This is a genomic window from Synechococcus sp. LTW-R (assembly GCF_014217875.1).
In the GTDB taxonomy this organism is placed as follows: domain Bacteria; phylum Cyanobacteriota; class Cyanobacteriia; order PCC-6307; family Cyanobiaceae; genus Vulcanococcus.
On sequence record NZ_CP059060.1, the window covers coordinates 1,248,060 to 1,263,878 of the forward strand.

The 15,819-nt window shown below is 59.5% G+C and carries 24 protein-coding genes; 16 read left to right on the top strand and 8 right to left on the bottom strand.

The window, feature by feature from the left end; all coding sequences use genetic code 11:
• Nucleotides 1–59: 59 nt before the first annotated feature.
• The 4 genes from H0O22_RS07060 to H0O22_RS07075 all read left to right on the top strand — a co-directional run bounded on the left by H0O22_RS07060 (nucleotide 60) and on the right by H0O22_RS07075 (nucleotide 4,145).
• Entirely contained in the window at nucleotides 60–1,166 is a 1,107-nt protein-coding gene (locus tag H0O22_RS07060; RefSeq protein ID WP_185186033.1) for a site-specific integrase, read from the top strand.
• Nucleotides 1,167–1,462: 296 nt separating this feature from the next.
• The gene (locus H0O22_RS07065; RefSeq protein WP_185186034.1) at nucleotides 1,463–1,669 is read left to right on the top strand and encodes a hypothetical protein; all 207 of its coding nucleotides are present in this window, start codon (nucleotides 1,463–1,465) and stop codon (nucleotides 1,667–1,669) included.
• A 347-nt stretch (nucleotides 1,670–2,016) separates the two neighbouring features.
• Nucleotides 2,017–2,694, top strand: coding sequence for a hypothetical protein (locus H0O22_RS07070; protein WP_185186035.1), 678 nt, complete (start codon nucleotides 2,017–2,019; stop codon nucleotides 2,692–2,694).
• Nucleotides 2,691–4,145, top strand: a complete 1,455-nt coding sequence (locus tag H0O22_RS07075) for a VapE domain-containing protein (RefSeq protein ID WP_185186036.1) — start codon at nucleotides 2,691–2,693, stop codon at nucleotides 4,143–4,145. The genes H0O22_RS07070 and H0O22_RS07075 overlap by 4 nt, the downstream gene beginning before the upstream one ends.
• On the opposite strand, the gene H0O22_RS07080 is transcribed toward H0O22_RS07075, so the two are convergent.
• Nucleotides 4,142–4,858 carry a hypothetical protein gene (locus H0O22_RS07080; protein ID WP_185186037.1) on the bottom strand — a complete coding sequence of 239 codons (717 nt, stop codon included), beginning with the start codon at nucleotides 4,856–4,858 and terminating at the stop codon, nucleotides 4,142–4,144. The genes H0O22_RS07075 and H0O22_RS07080 overlap by 4 nt on opposite strands.
• Nucleotides 4,859–5,511: 653 nt before the next feature.
• Here H0O22_RS07080 and H0O22_RS07085 point away from each other — a divergent pair.
• Both H0O22_RS07085 and H0O22_RS07090 read left to right on the top strand, forming a co-directional pair.
• Nucleotides 5,512–6,294, top strand: coding sequence for a phage major capsid protein (locus tag H0O22_RS07085; RefSeq protein WP_185186038.1), 783 nt, complete (start codon nucleotides 5,512–5,514; stop codon nucleotides 6,292–6,294).
• Between the two features lie 114 nt (nucleotides 6,295–6,408).
• The gene (locus tag H0O22_RS07090; protein ID WP_185186039.1) at nucleotides 6,409–6,612 is read left to right on the top strand and encodes a hypothetical protein; all 204 of its coding nucleotides are present in this window, start codon (nucleotides 6,409–6,411) and stop codon (nucleotides 6,610–6,612) included.
• A gap of 159 nt (nucleotides 6,613–6,771) precedes the next feature.
• Here the strand turns inward: H0O22_RS07090 and H0O22_RS07095 are convergent, their stop codons facing one another.
• Entirely contained in the window at nucleotides 6,772–7,317 is a 546-nt protein-coding gene (locus tag H0O22_RS07095) for a hypothetical protein (protein ID WP_185186040.1), read from the bottom strand.
• A gap of 77 nt (nucleotides 7,318–7,394) precedes the next feature.
• Between H0O22_RS07095 and H0O22_RS07100 the strand changes: the two genes are divergently transcribed.
• The 3 genes from H0O22_RS07100 to H0O22_RS07110 all read left to right on the top strand — a co-directional run bounded on the left by H0O22_RS07100 (nucleotide 7,395) and on the right by H0O22_RS07110 (nucleotide 8,764).
• Complete coding sequence (locus H0O22_RS07100; RefSeq protein WP_185186041.1) at nucleotides 7,395–7,784, top strand: thermonuclease family protein; 390 nt, start codon at nucleotides 7,395–7,397, stop codon at nucleotides 7,782–7,784.
• Nucleotides 7,785–7,984: 200 nt separating this feature from the next.
• Nucleotides 7,985–8,272 carry a DUF805 domain-containing protein gene (locus H0O22_RS13425; protein WP_370521511.1) on the top strand — a complete coding sequence of 96 codons (288 nt, stop codon included), beginning with the start codon at nucleotides 7,985–7,987 and terminating at the stop codon, nucleotides 8,270–8,272.
• 147 nt (nucleotides 8,273–8,419) lie between these two features.
• Nucleotides 8,420–8,764 carry a hypothetical protein gene (locus tag H0O22_RS07110; protein WP_185186043.1) on the top strand — a complete coding sequence of 115 codons (345 nt, stop codon included), beginning with the start codon at nucleotides 8,420–8,422 and terminating at the stop codon, nucleotides 8,762–8,764.
• Between the two features lie 124 nt (nucleotides 8,765–8,888).
• On the opposite strand, the gene H0O22_RS07115 is transcribed toward H0O22_RS07110, so the two are convergent.
• The 3 genes from H0O22_RS07115 to H0O22_RS07125 are packed head-to-tail and all read right to left on the bottom strand — an operon-like array spanning nucleotide 8,889 to nucleotide 10,508.
• Complete coding sequence (locus H0O22_RS07115; RefSeq protein WP_185186044.1) at nucleotides 8,889–9,158, bottom strand: hypothetical protein; 270 nt, start codon at nucleotides 9,156–9,158, stop codon at nucleotides 8,889–8,891.
• 42 nt (nucleotides 9,159–9,200) lie between these two features.
• Nucleotides 9,201–9,440 carry a hypothetical protein gene (locus H0O22_RS07120; protein WP_185186045.1) on the bottom strand — a complete coding sequence of 80 codons (240 nt, stop codon included), beginning with the start codon at nucleotides 9,438–9,440 and terminating at the stop codon, nucleotides 9,201–9,203.
• A 57-nt stretch (nucleotides 9,441–9,497) separates the two neighbouring features.
• Entirely contained in the window at nucleotides 9,498–10,508 is a 1,011-nt protein-coding gene (locus tag H0O22_RS07125; RefSeq protein WP_185186046.1) for a DnaJ C-terminal domain-containing protein, read from the bottom strand.
• A 147-nt stretch (nucleotides 10,509–10,655) separates the two neighbouring features.
• On the opposite strand from H0O22_RS07125, the gene H0O22_RS07130 reads away from it, so the two are divergent.
• Nucleotides 10,656–11,093 (top strand): hypothetical protein, encoded by a 438-nt coding sequence (locus tag H0O22_RS07130; protein WP_185186047.1) that lies wholly within the window; start codon nucleotides 10,656–10,658, stop codon nucleotides 11,091–11,093.
• Here the strand turns inward: H0O22_RS07130 and H0O22_RS07135 are convergent.
• On the bottom strand, nucleotides 11,063–11,317 hold the full coding sequence (locus tag H0O22_RS07135; protein ID WP_185186048.1) for a Nif11-like leader peptide family RiPP precursor: 255 nt from the start codon (nucleotides 11,315–11,317) through the stop codon (nucleotides 11,063–11,065). The two genes, H0O22_RS07130 and H0O22_RS07135, sit on opposite strands and share 31 nt — an antisense overlap.
• Before the next feature lie 63 nt (nucleotides 11,318–11,380).
• Between H0O22_RS07135 and H0O22_RS07140 the strand changes: the two genes are divergently transcribed.
• A complete protein-coding gene (locus H0O22_RS07140; RefSeq protein ID WP_185186049.1) occupies nucleotides 11,381–11,566 on the top strand; it encodes a hypothetical protein in 186 nt (61 codons plus the stop codon).
• Between the two features lie 378 nt (nucleotides 11,567–11,944).
• Here the strand turns inward: H0O22_RS07140 and H0O22_RS07145 are convergent, their stop codons facing one another.
• Nucleotides 11,945–12,385 carry a VOC family protein gene (locus H0O22_RS07145; protein ID WP_185186050.1) on the bottom strand — a complete coding sequence of 147 codons (441 nt, stop codon included), beginning with the start codon at nucleotides 12,383–12,385 and terminating at the stop codon, nucleotides 11,945–11,947.
• Nucleotides 12,386–12,395: 10 nt separating this feature from the next.
• Complete coding sequence (locus H0O22_RS07150; RefSeq protein ID WP_185186051.1) at nucleotides 12,396–12,554, bottom strand: hypothetical protein; 159 nt, start codon at nucleotides 12,552–12,554, stop codon at nucleotides 12,396–12,398.
• Between the two features lie 160 nt (nucleotides 12,555–12,714).
• Here H0O22_RS07150 and H0O22_RS07155 point away from each other — a divergent pair, with 160 nt between their 5' ends.
• From H0O22_RS07155 to H0O22_RS07175, 5 genes are all read left to right on the top strand, one after another.
• Nucleotides 12,715–12,885 (top strand): hypothetical protein, encoded by a 171-nt coding sequence (locus tag H0O22_RS07155; protein ID WP_185186052.1) that lies wholly within the window; start codon nucleotides 12,715–12,717, stop codon nucleotides 12,883–12,885.
• Nucleotides 12,886–12,942: 57 nt separating this feature from the next.
• Nucleotides 12,943–13,128 carry a hypothetical protein gene (locus tag H0O22_RS07160; protein WP_255439196.1) on the top strand — a complete coding sequence of 62 codons (186 nt, stop codon included), beginning with the start codon at nucleotides 12,943–12,945 and terminating at the stop codon, nucleotides 13,126–13,128.
• A gap of 52 nt (nucleotides 13,129–13,180) precedes the next feature.
• Nucleotides 13,181–14,011: a VapE domain-containing protein gene (locus H0O22_RS07165; RefSeq protein ID WP_185186054.1), complete on the top strand. Its 831-nt coding sequence runs from the start codon at nucleotides 13,181–13,183 to the stop codon at nucleotides 14,009–14,011.
• A 79-nt stretch (nucleotides 14,012–14,090) separates the two neighbouring features.
• Entirely contained in the window at nucleotides 14,091–14,516 is a 426-nt protein-coding gene (locus H0O22_RS07170; protein WP_185186055.1) for a hypothetical protein, read from the top strand.
• Nucleotides 14,517–14,781: 265 nt separating this feature from the next.
• Complete coding sequence (locus H0O22_RS07175) at nucleotides 14,782–15,015, top strand: hypothetical protein (RefSeq protein ID WP_185186056.1); 234 nt, start codon at nucleotides 14,782–14,784, stop codon at nucleotides 15,013–15,015.
• Nucleotides 15,016–15,819 lie beyond the last annotated feature (804 nt).

Genomic DNA, 15,819 nt, shown 5'->3' on the forward strand with positions numbered 1-15,819 from the left:
GGCTCTCCAAGAGCTTCAAGGCTCACCGACAGGGTCGATCCGGCTGGAACGTGGAGGTCATGCGCGACCGCCTGCGGGTGGTGTCGGCCGAGCTACCACCAAGACCAGACGAACCCGCCGACGCTCCGACGAAGCGCCGGGCCGTCACCCTCAAAACAGCACCAGGCCCCGCCAACGGCACCGAGGCTCTCGCCGAAGCGAGCGCGATCTTCGATTCCGTCATAGCCGGCACGTGGAGGTGGCCAGACCCCGACGGCCTCGACGCTGATGACGCTGGCCGCCTGAGCCCCAAATCCCTACAAGCCCTCGTCGACCGACTTGAGGCAAAGGTGGTCAACGAGCGCGTCGTCCCACGAACCTGGAAACGGACCTACGTCCAGTACTTCCGACGCCTGCTGGAAGTCGCCGGAAGCAGAGCCTGGCAGTCAGACACGGACCTACTGACTGAGACGCTGCGCCACTGGAAGCCCAACAGCCGGTCGCGGCAGCAAGCTCACGACCGCTTTCGCACCCTATTTAAGGAAGCCGGCTGGGGATGGCCCGAGAGCGTCCTTGAGATGCGCGGCAACGGAAAGGCAGCCGCACCCGTAGCAGGGGTGAAGGGCTTCACCGCCGCCGAAAGCCTCGAACTACGAGAGCGGATTAAGCGGAGCAAGCTCGGCCCCGAGTCCGCAGTGGCGTGGGACCTCATGGCGGCCTTCGGGATCCGCCCAGCCGAACTAAAAGGAATAACCCTGCGAAAGCACGGCGCCTCTCTGGTTGCAGTGGTGAAGCGCGAGAGGACCACCCTGAGAGGGAAGGAGGCCTACAGGGAAGTTCCCGCCGCTCCCCCAGAAGGGTGGCCCGCCGACTGCTTTGACCTCGCGGCGCGACTCGAAAAACACGGTCTTCCACCGCGATGGATGAACATGCCCGACCCCAGCGATCCGATGGGGCAGCAACTGAAGCGCCTGCACAAGCGGGCCGCCGTCAACGTCGAGATCGACCCCGATCTCACTCCGTACGGGCACCGTCACGCCTTTGCACTTCGGCTGGCGACGCTTGGATGCAGCTACAGGGAAAGCGCGGACCTGATGGGACACAGCCCAGCGACCCACCTACTGATTTATGGCCAAGTGCTTGACACCCCGAAGCTGATCGACAAGGTCCTCGCAGCCCAGGCCTGAGATCCCGAGCGACTAAGCACAGAGAATTAAAGACATACTTAATCGAGTTGTAGTACATCCTATTTCGAGACGATTGAGGCCCCAGAAATAGGTCTCGCCGCTTTGCATTTGCTCTACTTATTGAAGGACTCAGACGGCTTCTGAAGGCCTCTGAAGGTGCTTACTCTTATCGCAGCCACTAGAGCAATCATCTCTGCTCTGAATTACCAGAAGGTGGCGCCCTTCCGAACTGGTTCTTCCAGGGGTTATCGCAAGTTGCTTCACATGCTGCCTCTAGCAACCCTCTCGGAGACTTCATGTCTTTCTCGTCCACAACAGCGGAGTTAATTAGGAAAACCGGCCTAAGTGACTCAACCCTCTATCGCCTCCGTAAAGAAGGCGTACTGCGGCCTGGCCGGGATTACCGCGCTAACGGCTATGGCACCAAACAGCCAAAGCTGGCCTGGGATCCCGAGGCTGTCGATAAGACCCTGACCCTGCGAAGCAAGCGCGTCCTCGCATGAAAAAGCCCCCTATCCCGGGGGCCAATTCGACTCCTTGCCGCCAAGCCGTGGAGTCTGGTGCCCCGAAGGACAAATGCCACCCCAAATCTAGTGGGGTCCTTGATGCTTCATCGACACTATTGAGCCATGAGGGAATCGAAGCCTCAGAACTCGACCGCCTCGATTGCTTGCTTCCATTCGGGCGGGAGCTGCTGCCCCTAGGGGGACATAAGAACCCTGTTGAGACGAACTGGCCAGAACGAGAGGACTACCCACCGGCACGGCTTCGATTCGATAAGCGGACAAGGGCTGTTGGCCTAAAGACAACCGGGCCGTTGCTCTGCTTTGACCTCGATGGTCCAGAGGCCGTGGCTTACGCCCAGCAGGAATTAGGGCTCGGCTGGCCTTGTTGGCACGTCGGTCGAACTGATACGGAGGAACGCTTCAAGCTCGTCTGCGTCCCGAGCCCAGAGCAGTGGGCGCAGTTGCCTGCCCCCGGGCTGATCCTCAAAAAATCAGTTGCAGCGCCGGTGCGCGATGCCGACAACAAGGTCGTCTTTAAGGGGCAAGCCATCGAAGTTTTCTCCGATCGGCGCCGTCAGATCGCTGTATGGGGTGAGCACCCTGATGGTGGTCGTTACTGCTGGCCCACGGGCCGAGGTCCCGAACTAGCGATCAACCCGCCGCCCGCACCTTGGTGGGATTTGGTTCTGGAGCTGCATCGGGAGCGAGCCCAACAGGCCCAGCCCAGTTCCGTACGTTCAGGAACAACCCGCTTAGACCCTTGTCCAATCTGCGGCCGTAACAGCTCCGATACCGGGCTGTGGTGTGAGGAGACGGCAGAAGGCTTGGTTCTCTGTATGCCAGGCCAAACCTTCAATGCCGAGCTGAGTCACGGCCGTCTTGAGCTCGGCTCTGTTGTTGATGGCTGGGCTCTGAAGAAGCGAACTCCGATCGCAGAGGGAGACGTTCTGACCTTCGGGCTGCATCAACCGAGCTTCATCGAAAACCTTCGTCGGCGCATGCGCGCTGCTGCCCGTACATGACCTACCGACATCCTCTTCTTGAGGGCTTCCCTGAAAGTGAGCAGGATCAGACGAACCCGCCTCACCCTTTACAGCCGGGCGAGCTGGCTCAGCACCTGAGAGATACGTTTGGGGAAAGGCTCCGCTTCAACTCTCTCATCGATGGCGTTTGGCTTGATGAGCGCCCAGTTACTGCAATAGAGCTTGACTGCTTTTTCGTCTACCTGAGTGGATTGGGTTTCAAAATTGACCCCAAAAGAGCCTCGTCAACTGTTGTAACTGTTGCTAGAGAACACACCTTTTCCCCAGTTTGTGAGTTTCTCAAGCAGCTCAAAGACGACCCCGGTATCGATCCAATTAACATCGCTACCGTTGCTAAGGACTATTTAGGTCTCGAGGATCCGCTCGACTCTTCAATCCTCCGGACAATGTTGATTGGAGCGGTCGCGAGGGCACTTAATCCAGGTTCCAAGTTCGACACCGTTCTCGTTCTTGTTGGTCGACAGGGCATACGTAAGTCGACATGGCTTCGCAATCTGTTCTCTGATGCGTGGTTCAACGACACTCCACAGCGGGATGACCGCGACATGCGCATGGCGATGCACAGCTGTTGGGCAATGGAGCTGGCAGAGCTTGAAACCGTCACCGGCAAAAGAGCTTCTGGAGAGCTAAAGGCCTTGATCAGTAGTCCTACAGATCGCTTCCGCAAGCCTTATGGCGCTGTGGTTGAGGTCTTCCCACGTCCTTCAATCCTGGTGGCGTCATGCAATCGAAACGACTTCCTTCCCGACACGACAGGTAGCCGTCGATTTCACGTCGTCTCGCTGCCTGACACTCCACTCGATACGGAGAAGGTCGCTCGCGATCGCTGCCGTATCTGGAAGGCAGCACTGTTGGAATACGAAAAAGGCACACAGCCTTATCTTGGATCGGCGGAATCGGCGCTTATCGAGCGTCGCAACTCCAACTTCAGTACAGAGCTGATGTTTGAGAGTCAGCTTTCAGCTTGGCTTGACGGGGTCTATACGATCGCCAGTGGCATCACTCACAAATTCCCCCCAATAACCAAGCCTTTTTCGACCGAACAGGCTTTACAGCGATCAGGTTGTCGCCAATCACCGAGCATTGTCGAGCTCAGGCAGGCTTGTGAGGCGCTCCGGAGTCTTGGCTGCGTTCAAGAGCAGTTTCGTTACCAAGGCGTTAAGGGCAGATGGTGGAAGCGGCCGTCACTCGTCTCCGCTGGCAGCCCTGGGGGTGGGACACCCCAAAACGAAGGCCAAACCAGCAATCTGGGCTTCTTGTCCCACTGTCCCAACACAAATCAAAAAGAGAACTCAAAGAAAGTTCCTGGTACGGAAGAAGGTCGAGAGTTGGCTCCCGCCGGCGGGACACCCGGGACACGGGACATATGGGAGGCATTCAGCCCAGTCGACCCCCCTGCTGATTGGAGGCTTGGCCGAGAGGGCGATTAGCGGCCTAAAGCCTGCTTCAGCCGCTTGCTGAGCATCGTTGGGATGTGATCGGCGGCTTCCTCCTCGATCAGCTTCGCGAACGGGAACTTCGGCGTCACGGTTGGCGGGGTGTCGGCTAAGGCCATCAGCTGGCTGAGGGTCTTTGCTTTGCGGTGATACACGCCGGGTTGGAGGTGTCCGCCCGGCTTTTCACTTGGTACGACAAAGAATTTGTGGGGGCCTTTGCTGGGGCCGGCCATTTCGAGTGCGTTGAGGCTGCCAAGGACGCGGGTGTAGACGCTCGGCCTCAAATTGCCGCGACTGGTCAGCCCCAGCAATTGCGCCGCACGGCTTCGCTCGTTTGGGATAGCTACGCCGCGGGTGATGCCCCGCCGATCCAGTGCGCCACTGAAGCGGCCGATCTTGATCTGCTTCCGTGTCGCACCGCCTTCAGCAACTTGGGGGAACAGATAGGCCGCCGGTGACGTGCCTTTAACCGCAACGTCGTTTACACCGATCGTGACCTCAAGATCGCCCATCTTGAAGTACGGGCTGCGGGTAGTGAATGGGACCGGGTTGTCGAACTCCTTGCGCATCTCCTCCGCGAGGAACCGCTTGGCATAAAAGCCAAAGTCCTTCAGGGCACGGTTCGCAGCGTAGGGCAGCTGAACTTTTTCGAGGACATCAAGTTCGTGCAGGATGCCCTTGAGGTCGAATTCGACATGTTGTCGCATTGTTTCCTATTGTTTCTTCAATACTAGGAACAAATCAATGACGTTCTTTGACGACGACACTCCTATCCAGTCGGGTCCTGTTGATGATTCCTTGCTGAGCCCTCAGGCAAGGCGCTACCTGGCTTCTCTAGCCGCCGACCGCAAGCGCAGTGCGGTGTTTGAGAGCAACTTCAACTGCGCTGGGATTCCACATCAGCGGAGCCTTAGCGCCTGATCCGCGCTTGATAAAGTGAGCGCCGGGCAGCAGGATTCCTGCTTCGCGCATCCTCAGAAGACTGCGAGGGTGACAACCCAGGTGCACACTCATCTCGTCATTGGTCAACCAATCAGTCATCTCTAGTCGCCGATACTGTCATTTCTATTATGGCTCGCTCGCTATAGTAATTGCATTGAAGTCGGCCCACCTGGCTTGATCAATGAAAAACGCATATAACGGCGCATTCGATATCTTCGCTTTGGTCGAGAGTCAGCGTCGTGGTGCTGACCCTTCCCTGGCCAAACGAGAGCGCGGAATTCTCGAAGTATTGGCCCAAAACAACCCTGAGGTGCGCACCCGTGGAGGCGTTCCGCTCCCTACGCAAACTCAGGCTCGTGATTTGCAGCTGTCGACTGCAACTTCTGGCGGCAACCTTGGCAATAGCGCTTTGCTCGATGTGGCTGGCGCTGCTCGCCCCGCGACTGTTCTCGAACGGTTAGGCGCTCCGGTGGTGCAGTTGCGCCAAGCCGCGGAGGGTGCTCTGCCTGTGTTGGCGGGTACGCCCTCCGGGATGTGGATCAGCGCCGAGGGTGGCGCCATTCCACAGTTCGATCCCACCATCAACAGCGCGCTCCTAACGGCGCACGAGGCCAGCGTCCGACTCAGCTACAGCCGCCGACTGGCTGCAATGAGCGAGGACCGAGCTGCTCTGCAGGCTGATTTGCTGCGGGAGCTCGGCCAGATCATGGCTTCCACGCTCGAGGAAGGCTTCATCAAAGGCACGGGCAGCGAGGGGCAGCCCCTCGGCTTGCTGAATGTGACCGGCCGCCAAACCAAGAGTTTTGCTGGCGCGACCCCCACTTGGGCTGAGCTCACCGCGATGCTCGAGCAGCTGGGTGATGCCGATGCCCGGCTTGAGAGTGCGGCGTGGCTCCTGCACCCCTCCACGGCGGCCGACCTGATGGCGACCGAGAAAAGCTCGGGCTCTGGTCAGTACGTCCTGGAATACGACGGTGGCTACCGGATCGCAGGCCGCCCGGTCGGCATCACAAGCACGATCACGGAAGACACAGTCCTCTTGGCCGACATGAGCAAGCTGCGGCTGGTGTTCTTCGCGGCACCCCAGCTTCTGGTGGATCGCTACAGCCACAGCACGACCGGCGCCGTCCAGCTGGTGGTCTCGAACTACACGGATATCGCAGTGACTTCAGGGCCAATGATCGTGGTCGGGTCCATATGACCTGATCACCGCCCGCCAGGCGTGTCGGGTGAGTGCGGCCGATCCATTGCGGGGGTGGGCCAACCGGGGGCTGGTGTCGGCTGGCCCCCACCACACATTCCTTTGGGGCGAACCATGTTTCAACGAGCTGAAACCCTCCGTCAGGGCTGGATTGCCGACCATGTGGCCCGTACTGCCTTTGGGCTGTCCAACGCTGAGTGGAAACGCGCCGCCGAGCTGATGGATGCCGACGGTGCGATCAGGTGCCCAAGGAAGGGGTGGCCCGTTGAAGCGCTCGGCCTCGCAGTCCGTCGGATCAAGTTGGAGCGGGGGCTGTGAATTGGGTCACCGCCTACTGCGATCAGCAGCAGAAGCCAGCTCGTTTCGAGAAGCCCGATCCTGCGGTTGAGCGCCTACAAGAGAACCTCAGCCGGTGGTCAGGCTCAAGGCTCTGGGCAGGGTTCCAAAAAATCGGGCTGATTGCGAGGGTTTGGGAGGTCACTCACCTCTCATGAGTTGTTCGACGTTCGACTTGTCGGTTTCATTCCTTCCGGAATCGACAACGTAACCGCCCGGATCACAGGCTTGGAAAGCAAGTTGATCGGTGTATTCATAACCAGGAATCGTTTCTGTTTGGCAAATGCCCTGCCTGAACCACCTATACCGCTGCAAAAAGCCGTTCTTGTCAGGTGCATTCTGTGTAATGCTGCCACCATTCTTGATCACTTTGCAGCCTCTATCGCTCCAGAAACGACCTTCCTGCCATAGCTTCTTGTCATTCCCTAGGTCAACTACATAACCCTTATTGTTCTTTGAAGTGGCCGTGAGCGTTACGAATTTGCCTCTCAAGGACGTAATGCAGTTTGTAATGCTTTTCTTTTTGCATTCCTTGTAAGCCAGGTCAGGCGAGAGCCCCATCTCGCCGGCCATTTCTGCCATGCACGCCTTAAGCGCAGTCAAATCGGCGGCAAGTACCGGGGTACTTATCGCGGCGGCTGTCACTAGCGGCGTGACAAGCAATGTCAGCTTTCCTCTGGCGCTCATGGTGGATCCAGCTCAGATTTAAACGCTACACAATTAGCTCTGAGCGCCCTAGAGGCCGGCAGGGTCAGGCTGATCTGATGAAGCGTGCTCCTCTCCTTCTGGTTTTGGCCCTGGTGGGGTGCGGAGGCCAAGCCAGCGCTCTGCCCAGCGTCACCATCAGCAGTTGCTACGACGGCGATACCTGCCGCACGACCGAAGGCGAGAAGGTCCGGCTGGCTTGCATCGACACCCCGGAGCTGAGGGGCAGAAATGCTGATCCTTTGCCGGCCAAGGCTGCTCGCGACTATCTCCGCAGCAGGGTGGTCGGCAAGACCGTTCTGATTCGGCGAGTCGACACTGACCGCTACGGCAGGACCGTGGGCGATCTCTACCTGAAGCCCTTTGAGTCAGTTGGGCTTGATCTGGTCCGCAGTGGCCATGCGGCTGTCCTTCAGCGCTACGCCAAGCAGTGCCCGTGGGCTGATTGATCTAGCGCTAGCCACCGTCAAGACTTTTGACGTTCACTGCTGCGTCTTTCGACTGCGAGCTAGATAAACATCACTAGTAACGCTTAGCCATGGGCTTTATTCGCTGGAGCTGGGAAAACTACTGGCTCATGTGGAGGAAATCTTTCGACTTCCGTGGAGTAACGCCTCGGAACCAGTACTGGGCGTTTTTCCTCGTAGAGATGGTTTTGATATTTGGTTGTCTTCTATTGTTCGGCCTCGCGACCTATGTAGTTGGGCAAGGAGAGCCAATAACTGGGACCCCTTGGGAGCCGTTCTTCCAATTCCTCTTTGTGATTTACTTCATCTTTTTTATTGGTTCGTTTGTGCCTTTTCTTTCTTGTCAGGTAAGGCGCATTAGGGATGCGAGTGGCCGCGGACTCTGGATACTGCTTGGCCTCATACCTTATGCCGGAGGCCTTGCCTTGACAGTCATCACGCTTTATCCAACCCGCAAGAGTCTTAAGTAGGGGGAAGTGCTGGCGAATCTGCAGCTACCTTGTAGCCGTAAAACATGCGAGGTATGTCGAGCCGCGCCGTTAAATCAGATATTGCGCCGACAACTACTACAAGTGGCGCCGACTAAGCTATAAAAACCCCTTCCCCAATGTAATTCGGTGCAACTGATCACCATTACTGAGGCTGCTGCAATCCTGGGGCGCGATCCATCGACAATTAGCCGCGCGGTTGCGTCGGGGCGGCTGTCCTTCGCTTCTGGTACTCGGATGCTGGAGCGTGATGGCATCGAGCAGCGCTTCGCGGCCCGCACCCGTCCCCGGATTGACCGTCCCTTGGCCAGAGGCCCTGAAAGGCCCCTCGAAGGGCTCGAGTGGTGGGATGCGTGCGCCGCCAGGCTCAGCGGCTACCTGGACCCTTCCTGCGGCGTGTGGCCTCGCCTGAGCGGCGCTCAGCTGGCTGTCTTTGTGGGCTGCATAGAAATGGCCGCCGATGAAATCCCGTAATTTCACGCAGATTTCACGCAACCGGCTCGACACTCAGTGAGATCCACTGCTCCACAGCGGGTTTGCGCTTAGAGAAGCTGCCTTCTAAGCAGCCGGTCGTTGGTTCGAATCCAACAGGGGGCGTCTAGAGCTCGTATTCCTCCTCGAAGCGCGCCATCAGGCCGTTGTAGAGGGCGAGGGTGCCTTCGGTTTCATCGCAGAAGCCCTTGACGCGGTAAGCCTCAATCAGATGGCTCAACGAGGCATGCACCTGGGCAAAGGCCTGGGCGAATTCGTTCTGAATATCTACGTCGCGGATGTCTCGGATCTTGGCTGTCATCAGCTCAACCTTGCGCTGAGCGACGACCATCTCCGCCTCCATCTCCTTGTTGAGTTTCCGGCGCTTGGCAGCCATCAATCCCGCTCTGGTTGAGCCCCACATCTACACCAGTGGGCACTAGCGGTAGGGGATGCAGTCAAATCCGCGAGATGTCTTGCCATCACTGGGTGCTGCCGCGACCCAACGGCGACCAGCCACGATGCAACCCTTGAGGGTCGGCATCGGGACCTTGGTCACGGCGACGTCCCTGGGGCCGACCCTGTGGGGTTCAAAGGTCGAGCGCACCAGCCAGGCCTCGTAGGCCATCGCGGCCGGCATGGAGGCCCCAACGAACGCGACCAGCAGCAGACGCCTCACAGCTCGACAGGTGCTCCGCGCACCCTGCCATGGGTGCCCGAGACGCGCCCGACGTCGTTACAAACGAGCAGCGCTCATCCAGTCCGCCCGGGGATCCACACTGCGGGCCGCCCGGAGTTGCTCCAGTAGCTGACGTTCCTGGTCGCTGTAGCGGGCGGGTTGCTTGAGGCTGAGGCTGAGCAGCAGGTCCCCGCGGCCGCCCTTGGCCGGCCATCCCTTGCCCTTCAGGCGCAGGCTTCGGCCCACGGCCATCGCCGGGGGCACCGAGACGGTGGCTTCTCCGTCGGGCGTTGCCACCCGCACTTCGCCGCCCAGGGCCAACTCGTCGAGGCTGAGGGGAAGATCCGCCTTGAGCTGATCCCCATCGAGGGTCCAGACCGGGTGCTCCTGGACCTGCAGGGTCAGATAGAGATCGCCGCGGCGGCCGGTTCCAGGCTGCAGATTCCCCTTGCCCTTCAGGCGCAGGCGACTGCCCGGCTTCACGCCAGCGGGGATGCGGACCTGAACGCGTTCGTCATTCACCGCCAGGGTCCGCTCGCAGCCGCGGAAGGCCTCCGAGAACGACAGGGAGATGCTGGCCTCGGCATCGAGGTTGACCGGCGCGGCCTGACGGCCCGGGCCTCCCGCAAAGCCGCCACTGCCAAAACCACCGGGGAAGCCCGAGCCAAAGCCACCGAAGCCGCCCGGGGCTCCAGCAAATCCACCACCAGGGAATCCAGCGCCGCCACCACCGGGGCCGCCAAAGCGACCGAGGAGGTCATTGATGAAGTCGTCGAAGTTGCCATAGCGGCCGAAGTCCACATCGACACCACCGGGGCCAGGGCCCGCACCCGCCTGACTCCAGTACTGGCCGAACTGCTCGTAACGCCGGCGCTTATCAGGATCCGAGAGGACTTCGTAGGCCTCACTGACTTCCTTGAACTTCGCCTCGGCGCCCTTGTCCCCGGGATTCACATCGGGGTGGTATTGGCGGGCGAGCTTGCGGAAGGCCTTCTTGATCGTGTCCGCATCGGCACCACGCTCAACGCCCAGAACTTTGAAATAGTCGCGGTAACCGTTGGCGCTCATCGCAGCAGCGGGGAAGGACCGATCAGCGGCCCCTCAAGTGTCCCAGCCCTGGGGGGAATTGAGCGAGGGGTCAAACAGGCGGAAGGCCGAACGCGTGACCTGCCCCGTCATCGCCCTTAGGGTGCGGCGCACCATTCACAAGCAGCCATGGCCGGCCTTCGCAGCGTCCAACTCCTGGGACGCCTGGCCCTGAGTCTCGGACTGCTGATCTCTGCACCAGCGCTGCTGCCGGCGGCCCAGGCCGCCGAGGAACAACCGGCCGCCGCCAGCCCCTCAACGACGCGGCAGAAAGAACTGGCCGAGCACCTCAAGACCCGGGGATTTCTGGTCTATGGGGCCTGGTGGTGCCCCCACTGCAATACCCAGAACGAGCTCTTTGGCGTTGAAGCCGTTGAGCTCCTGCCCTATGTCGAATGCGACCAAGAAGAGGAGGGCCGCCAACGCTGCATGGCCGCCAAGGTGCGGGCCTACCCAACCTGGGACTACCAGGGAGAGCGCCGCGAAGGCGTGATGAGCTTGGAGGAACTCGAGGTCTGGAGCGGCTTCCCCGCCGCTCAATCCGAGTCGGTGACGCCGAAGCAGTGAATGAGGGCGTCGCCCCAGGTGTTGACCCGCTGAAGCTGAGCATCGTCGGCCTGAGCTAAGGCCTCCCCATGGGCCCGGAGCACGGCCGGCTTGCTCAGGTTGAAACCGTGCTTCTCCGCAATCGTGAGGATGTCGTCCACACCCGTGGCGGCGTGGATGTGGTCGCGAATGGCCTGGTTATTGCCCACCTTGGAGAGGAAGGCCCGGAGATCGGCGGCGGACACGCAGCGCAACGCGAGAGTCCTCTCCATGCTGAAGAGGACGTCGTCTTTTGGCTGCGACTGCCCATGAAATTGCATGTCGCCAATGCGGTCGCGGTGTCGCTGCTGTCGACAGCCGTCTTGGTGCTGGCCTTTAAGGAAGACCGCTGCGAACCCCCAACCCCAACCGCGGCGCCCCAAGCCACGGCCCAACCCACGCCCCAGCCGGCAGCGCAAAGACCAAGAATTCGACGGGAGCTTGGGAAGTTCTAACGACAACAAAGCCGGCACCCAAGGGCACCGGCTTCGGAGAAATGGTGGGGTCGGAGCTTCTGAAGGAGGCACACCTGGGGCCAAAGGTCCAGGTGTCGAGCGGTGGGTCTCCTGGGGCACCTCAGGCGGTGCAGACGGAGTGCCGACAGCTCAGACGTGCAATTGGTGTCCGATCTGACGGCCCGCTCACAAGCGGTAGAAGACTGTTGGAGCAGGGGCCTTCGGTCAGCTCGCTCCTGGTGACTGGTTCGGTGGAGTGTCGGTCAAATCCGCCTCCGAGATCGATGAACCCAGCATCAAGGGAACCGAGGCCAAGGGCAATCGGGGTTCATACCCATTGCGTCCAGCTCCTCTCCGATTGAGAGTGGGCGATTGCCGTCAGCGCAGGTCCTGGTCGCCGACTGAGGCCTCATCGGTGCGGCCCAACACCGCCTCGCCATCGGTGTAGTGCTTGAACTCCAGCCAGTTCGCGCTGGGGTCTTGCACAAAGAAGGTGTGATGCTCCAGCGGCCCTCCGGCGTAGCGGCACTTCGGCATCACCGCGAACGGACATCCCTGCGCGACCAGCTGATCGCGGAGCTGCTCCCAACGGGCCAACGTCGCAAAGACCAATCCGAAATGACGGGGATAAATCCCGACCTGCGGCAGCTCCTCGAGCCCCGGCGTGGATTGCAGGACCAACTGATGACCCTCGAAGTCGAGGATCGCGGCCTGATCACTGCGGCGTCCCGGCCGGCAGCCCAAGGTCCCGACGTACCAGTCGTGGCTGCGTTGCAAATCGACCGCCGGGATCGAAAGGTGAAAGCAAGGGCGCTCCACCGTTCGCGGCCTAGCCCAGCACCGGCTTACAGAAGCGACCGCTGCAGCCCTGCCAGAACTGGGCATAGGGACTCAGGAGCGCGCCATGCAAGCTGCAAAATCCATGGCAGCTCGGATCCCCTTTGAGATAGGGACAACCCGAGCAGTGGAGCTGCAGTTGAGAGCGCATGGAGGCGAGATGAAGATCTCCCTTGGTGCCATGGGCAGGGACGGCGTGGGGAGAGTGGAACACGAACTTGTCCCCTTCAGGTGCGTATCCCCGGTCTAGGAACGCTCTTGGGTTCCGGCCAACGGAAAGGAGGGAATCCAGACGCGAGCCTCCAGCCGGGGTGGCCGCAGTCCGGATCGATGGCTACGACGGAACCAGTCGAAGCGATGCAGTGGAAGACGGACTCTTAGGGCTCGCCGGGCTCGTGATCCTCTTGGCCCTGGCCGGTTTTGGACTGCAGGAACTGGCCGTTGAACTCCGCAATGCCCAGGACCACCCCTCCACGGAATAACGCCGCGGCCGACTGGGGCACCTCGGCGCTAAAGGTGGGATGGATGCCGCCCGATCCATGGCCCTTCAGCGACTGCGCTCGATCAAAAAGCGCCTGATTCAATCAATGGACCGCCTCACCCAGGGGGGCTCCAAACGGGCCAAGACCAAACGGATCATCAGCCAGAAAAGCCAGGAGGCCTACGAGGTGGTCTGCGGTGTGGCCGGTTGCGTCCTCAAAAAACGAGACGCGCCCAAGACGTAAGTCGACCCATCGGACTGTTCACCGCGGCGGGAAGCCGCGGTTTTTTTTGCCGATGACGAAGATCACAGCGGCCTTCTTCAAGCGGTACCTGGTCTCTGCAGTGCAGCGGGTCTACGAACCCGGTTGCCCGCAGAGGATCTTGCCCGTTTTGGTCGGGCCGCAAGCCATCGGGAAAACCAGCTTGGGCACTGCATTATTCGGCGAGTTCTATGGCGATGCCGTCAGCGGCAACGCATCACTCGACGTTGATGACATCACAGCCATGTCTCTGACGTGGTGCACCGAACTGGCCGAGCTAGACGGCCTAACTCGGAAGGCTCAAACGTCTTCGCTGAAAGCCTTCGTCTCTCGCACGCACGACCTCATCAGGAGGAAGTACCACCACAGTTCGGAGCGCATCCCCAGACGAAGCGTGCTCTTTGGAACTTCCAACCTGTGGCCGCTGAATGACCCAACAGGGTCGACGAGGTTCTGCCTGATCTCGCTGGGCAAAAAACCACTCCCCTTCAACGAAGTCGCTCAGCTGCGCGACAACATTTGGGCGAGGGCTTTGGTCCAGTACCGCGACGGCTACCAGCCATTTCCAACCGCTCAAGAGGCCAAGGAAATTGCTGAACGCAATGCCTGTTACGACCCTGAGGATCCGCTTGAAGGCAAGCTCAGGCGCCTAGTCGAGCGAAAGGCGAGCGCGCCATACATCACGTTGGACGAAGTGCTCGATTTCATCGGCGCAGATCCAACAGGCTCGCCACAACTAAGCGCACGGCTCAATGTCGTTATGGCGCAACTGGGCTGGGACAAAAAGCGCCTCAGGTTAAACGGCCAAGGGAAAGTCTCTGCGTACTGGCCTACGGCCAGGGAGGGCAGGGATGAAAGCGCATAACTCCCCTCACTACCTACCCCCTCTCTCTCCAGTTATGGACAAAACCCCTGTCCACCCTGTCCACCAATCAACTAATCCCATGAACTCAGAAGCACCTCTCATCAACCACCACCGCTTCACGGACTGCATCGGATCCCCCAGCCGCTACCGGCCAATCGATTCACGGCATCAGCTCATCGATCTCTACTTGGCGGTGAATAACCCCAACGCCAAATGGGAGACGGAGGAGAAATCAGCAGCCGACGATCGGCTAGACGCCTGGGAGTTCGACCTTGAGGAATACATCAGCAAGCATGACCGACTGCCCTGTGGATGCGAACACCGTCGACCAGGCTGGTTTGAGTACATGGATGAGCTGGTCATTGCGATCGGCCACAAGGGCAACTACCTGTGGAGGGTGGACCTAGATCGCAACGGCAACACCAAGGACAGCGAGGTGTTCACGTCGCTTGAGAATGCCTGCATGTTTATCCAGGGCTTCAAGTACGAGGCTTCTCATTACTAGACATAGGGCCATCTGGCCCTAGTCCCTACCCCCGGGGTTCGACCTCGGGGGCTTTCTTGTGACGTAACCAGCCTTACGGACCAGGCGTCTCAAAACCGCTGGCACAACAGCTCACCGACCCACTGCTCAGTAGCGGGGAGTGTTGAGGTGGGGGAGTTTGGCACTCCCCCGTCTCGGATCACGTAGGAACGACCACCGTGTCCTCAGCGGTTATGGCCTTAGTGTTGCCGTCAGTGCAAGGGGGTGGCACATCCACAATGAAGAGATGACCAAAGTCGCTGCTGCTGTACTGCTTGCTTCGTCTCTCATTGCTACAGGCGTTCGAGCAGAAGAACCGGACGGCAACTACACCTTTGCCACTAAGGCAGAAGCCCTGCAACGGGCAAAGGAGACGGGCTGCGAAGGCGCTTACGAATGGTTTGGTGTCTGGTCACCCTGTGAAGAAGACGGTGGCGAAGACGATCACAGCGGCCATGACCACAGCGGTCACAGCCACTAATCCGCAGATCCCTGCCGGTGGTTCTGAAGACGAGGAGTAGGGCCAAAAAAAGAGGCGGGTTCCACCCCGCCCCAGGTTCTCCCTTGAAACCCATTCGAAGGTCTCGGATCGATAGTGCGGCCAGCACTTAGTTGGTGACGTCTCTTTGGTCACCAATTGAGCGTTGTGTGTGGGACTACGGACTAGGCCTGAGGTTCTCGAAGCAGCCAGTCGTAGGCGACCCGTAGGCGACCAGTCAAGAAAAAACCTCCCTGGGATGACTAGCCACGGAGGTTTGCGCTCACAGCGACTGCGTCAGCGCTGCGTAGGTCTAAGAGCTTCGAGACCGGCGTTGGGTGGGTGGAAACCGTCCCATTGATAAGGGCGGCAGCTGGCTAATGGTTTGATACCGCCGATACGAAGTAAGTCGTGCCCTGATGACTGCACACTCACTTGATAAAACCGGGATGAATGCGCTGCTTGCATGCTCCCAGGTGACTGGTTAATGCTTAAACCTGTTCATTACTTACCTGACATCGACTACAGTAGTCCAAATGCTTGAAAAAGGACATACCATGAACCTACGCCCGCAATCGTGGATAAAGCTATTGTCTGCTAATCATATTCCCACCAACCAATCAGCTTGCTGGTGTAAAAACCGGCCAAAGCGCTAATATTGACTCGCAGGAAAAGTGCAGCCAGTAAAAATAAGACTACTTTCTTGAGTTTCCGCAGGACTGGATCTGCGTGCTCATTCGCAAGCAGGTATACGGCAAAGATGCAGGCGAAGGTAATAGCGATTACCGGAAGCGGGATGCATGTATT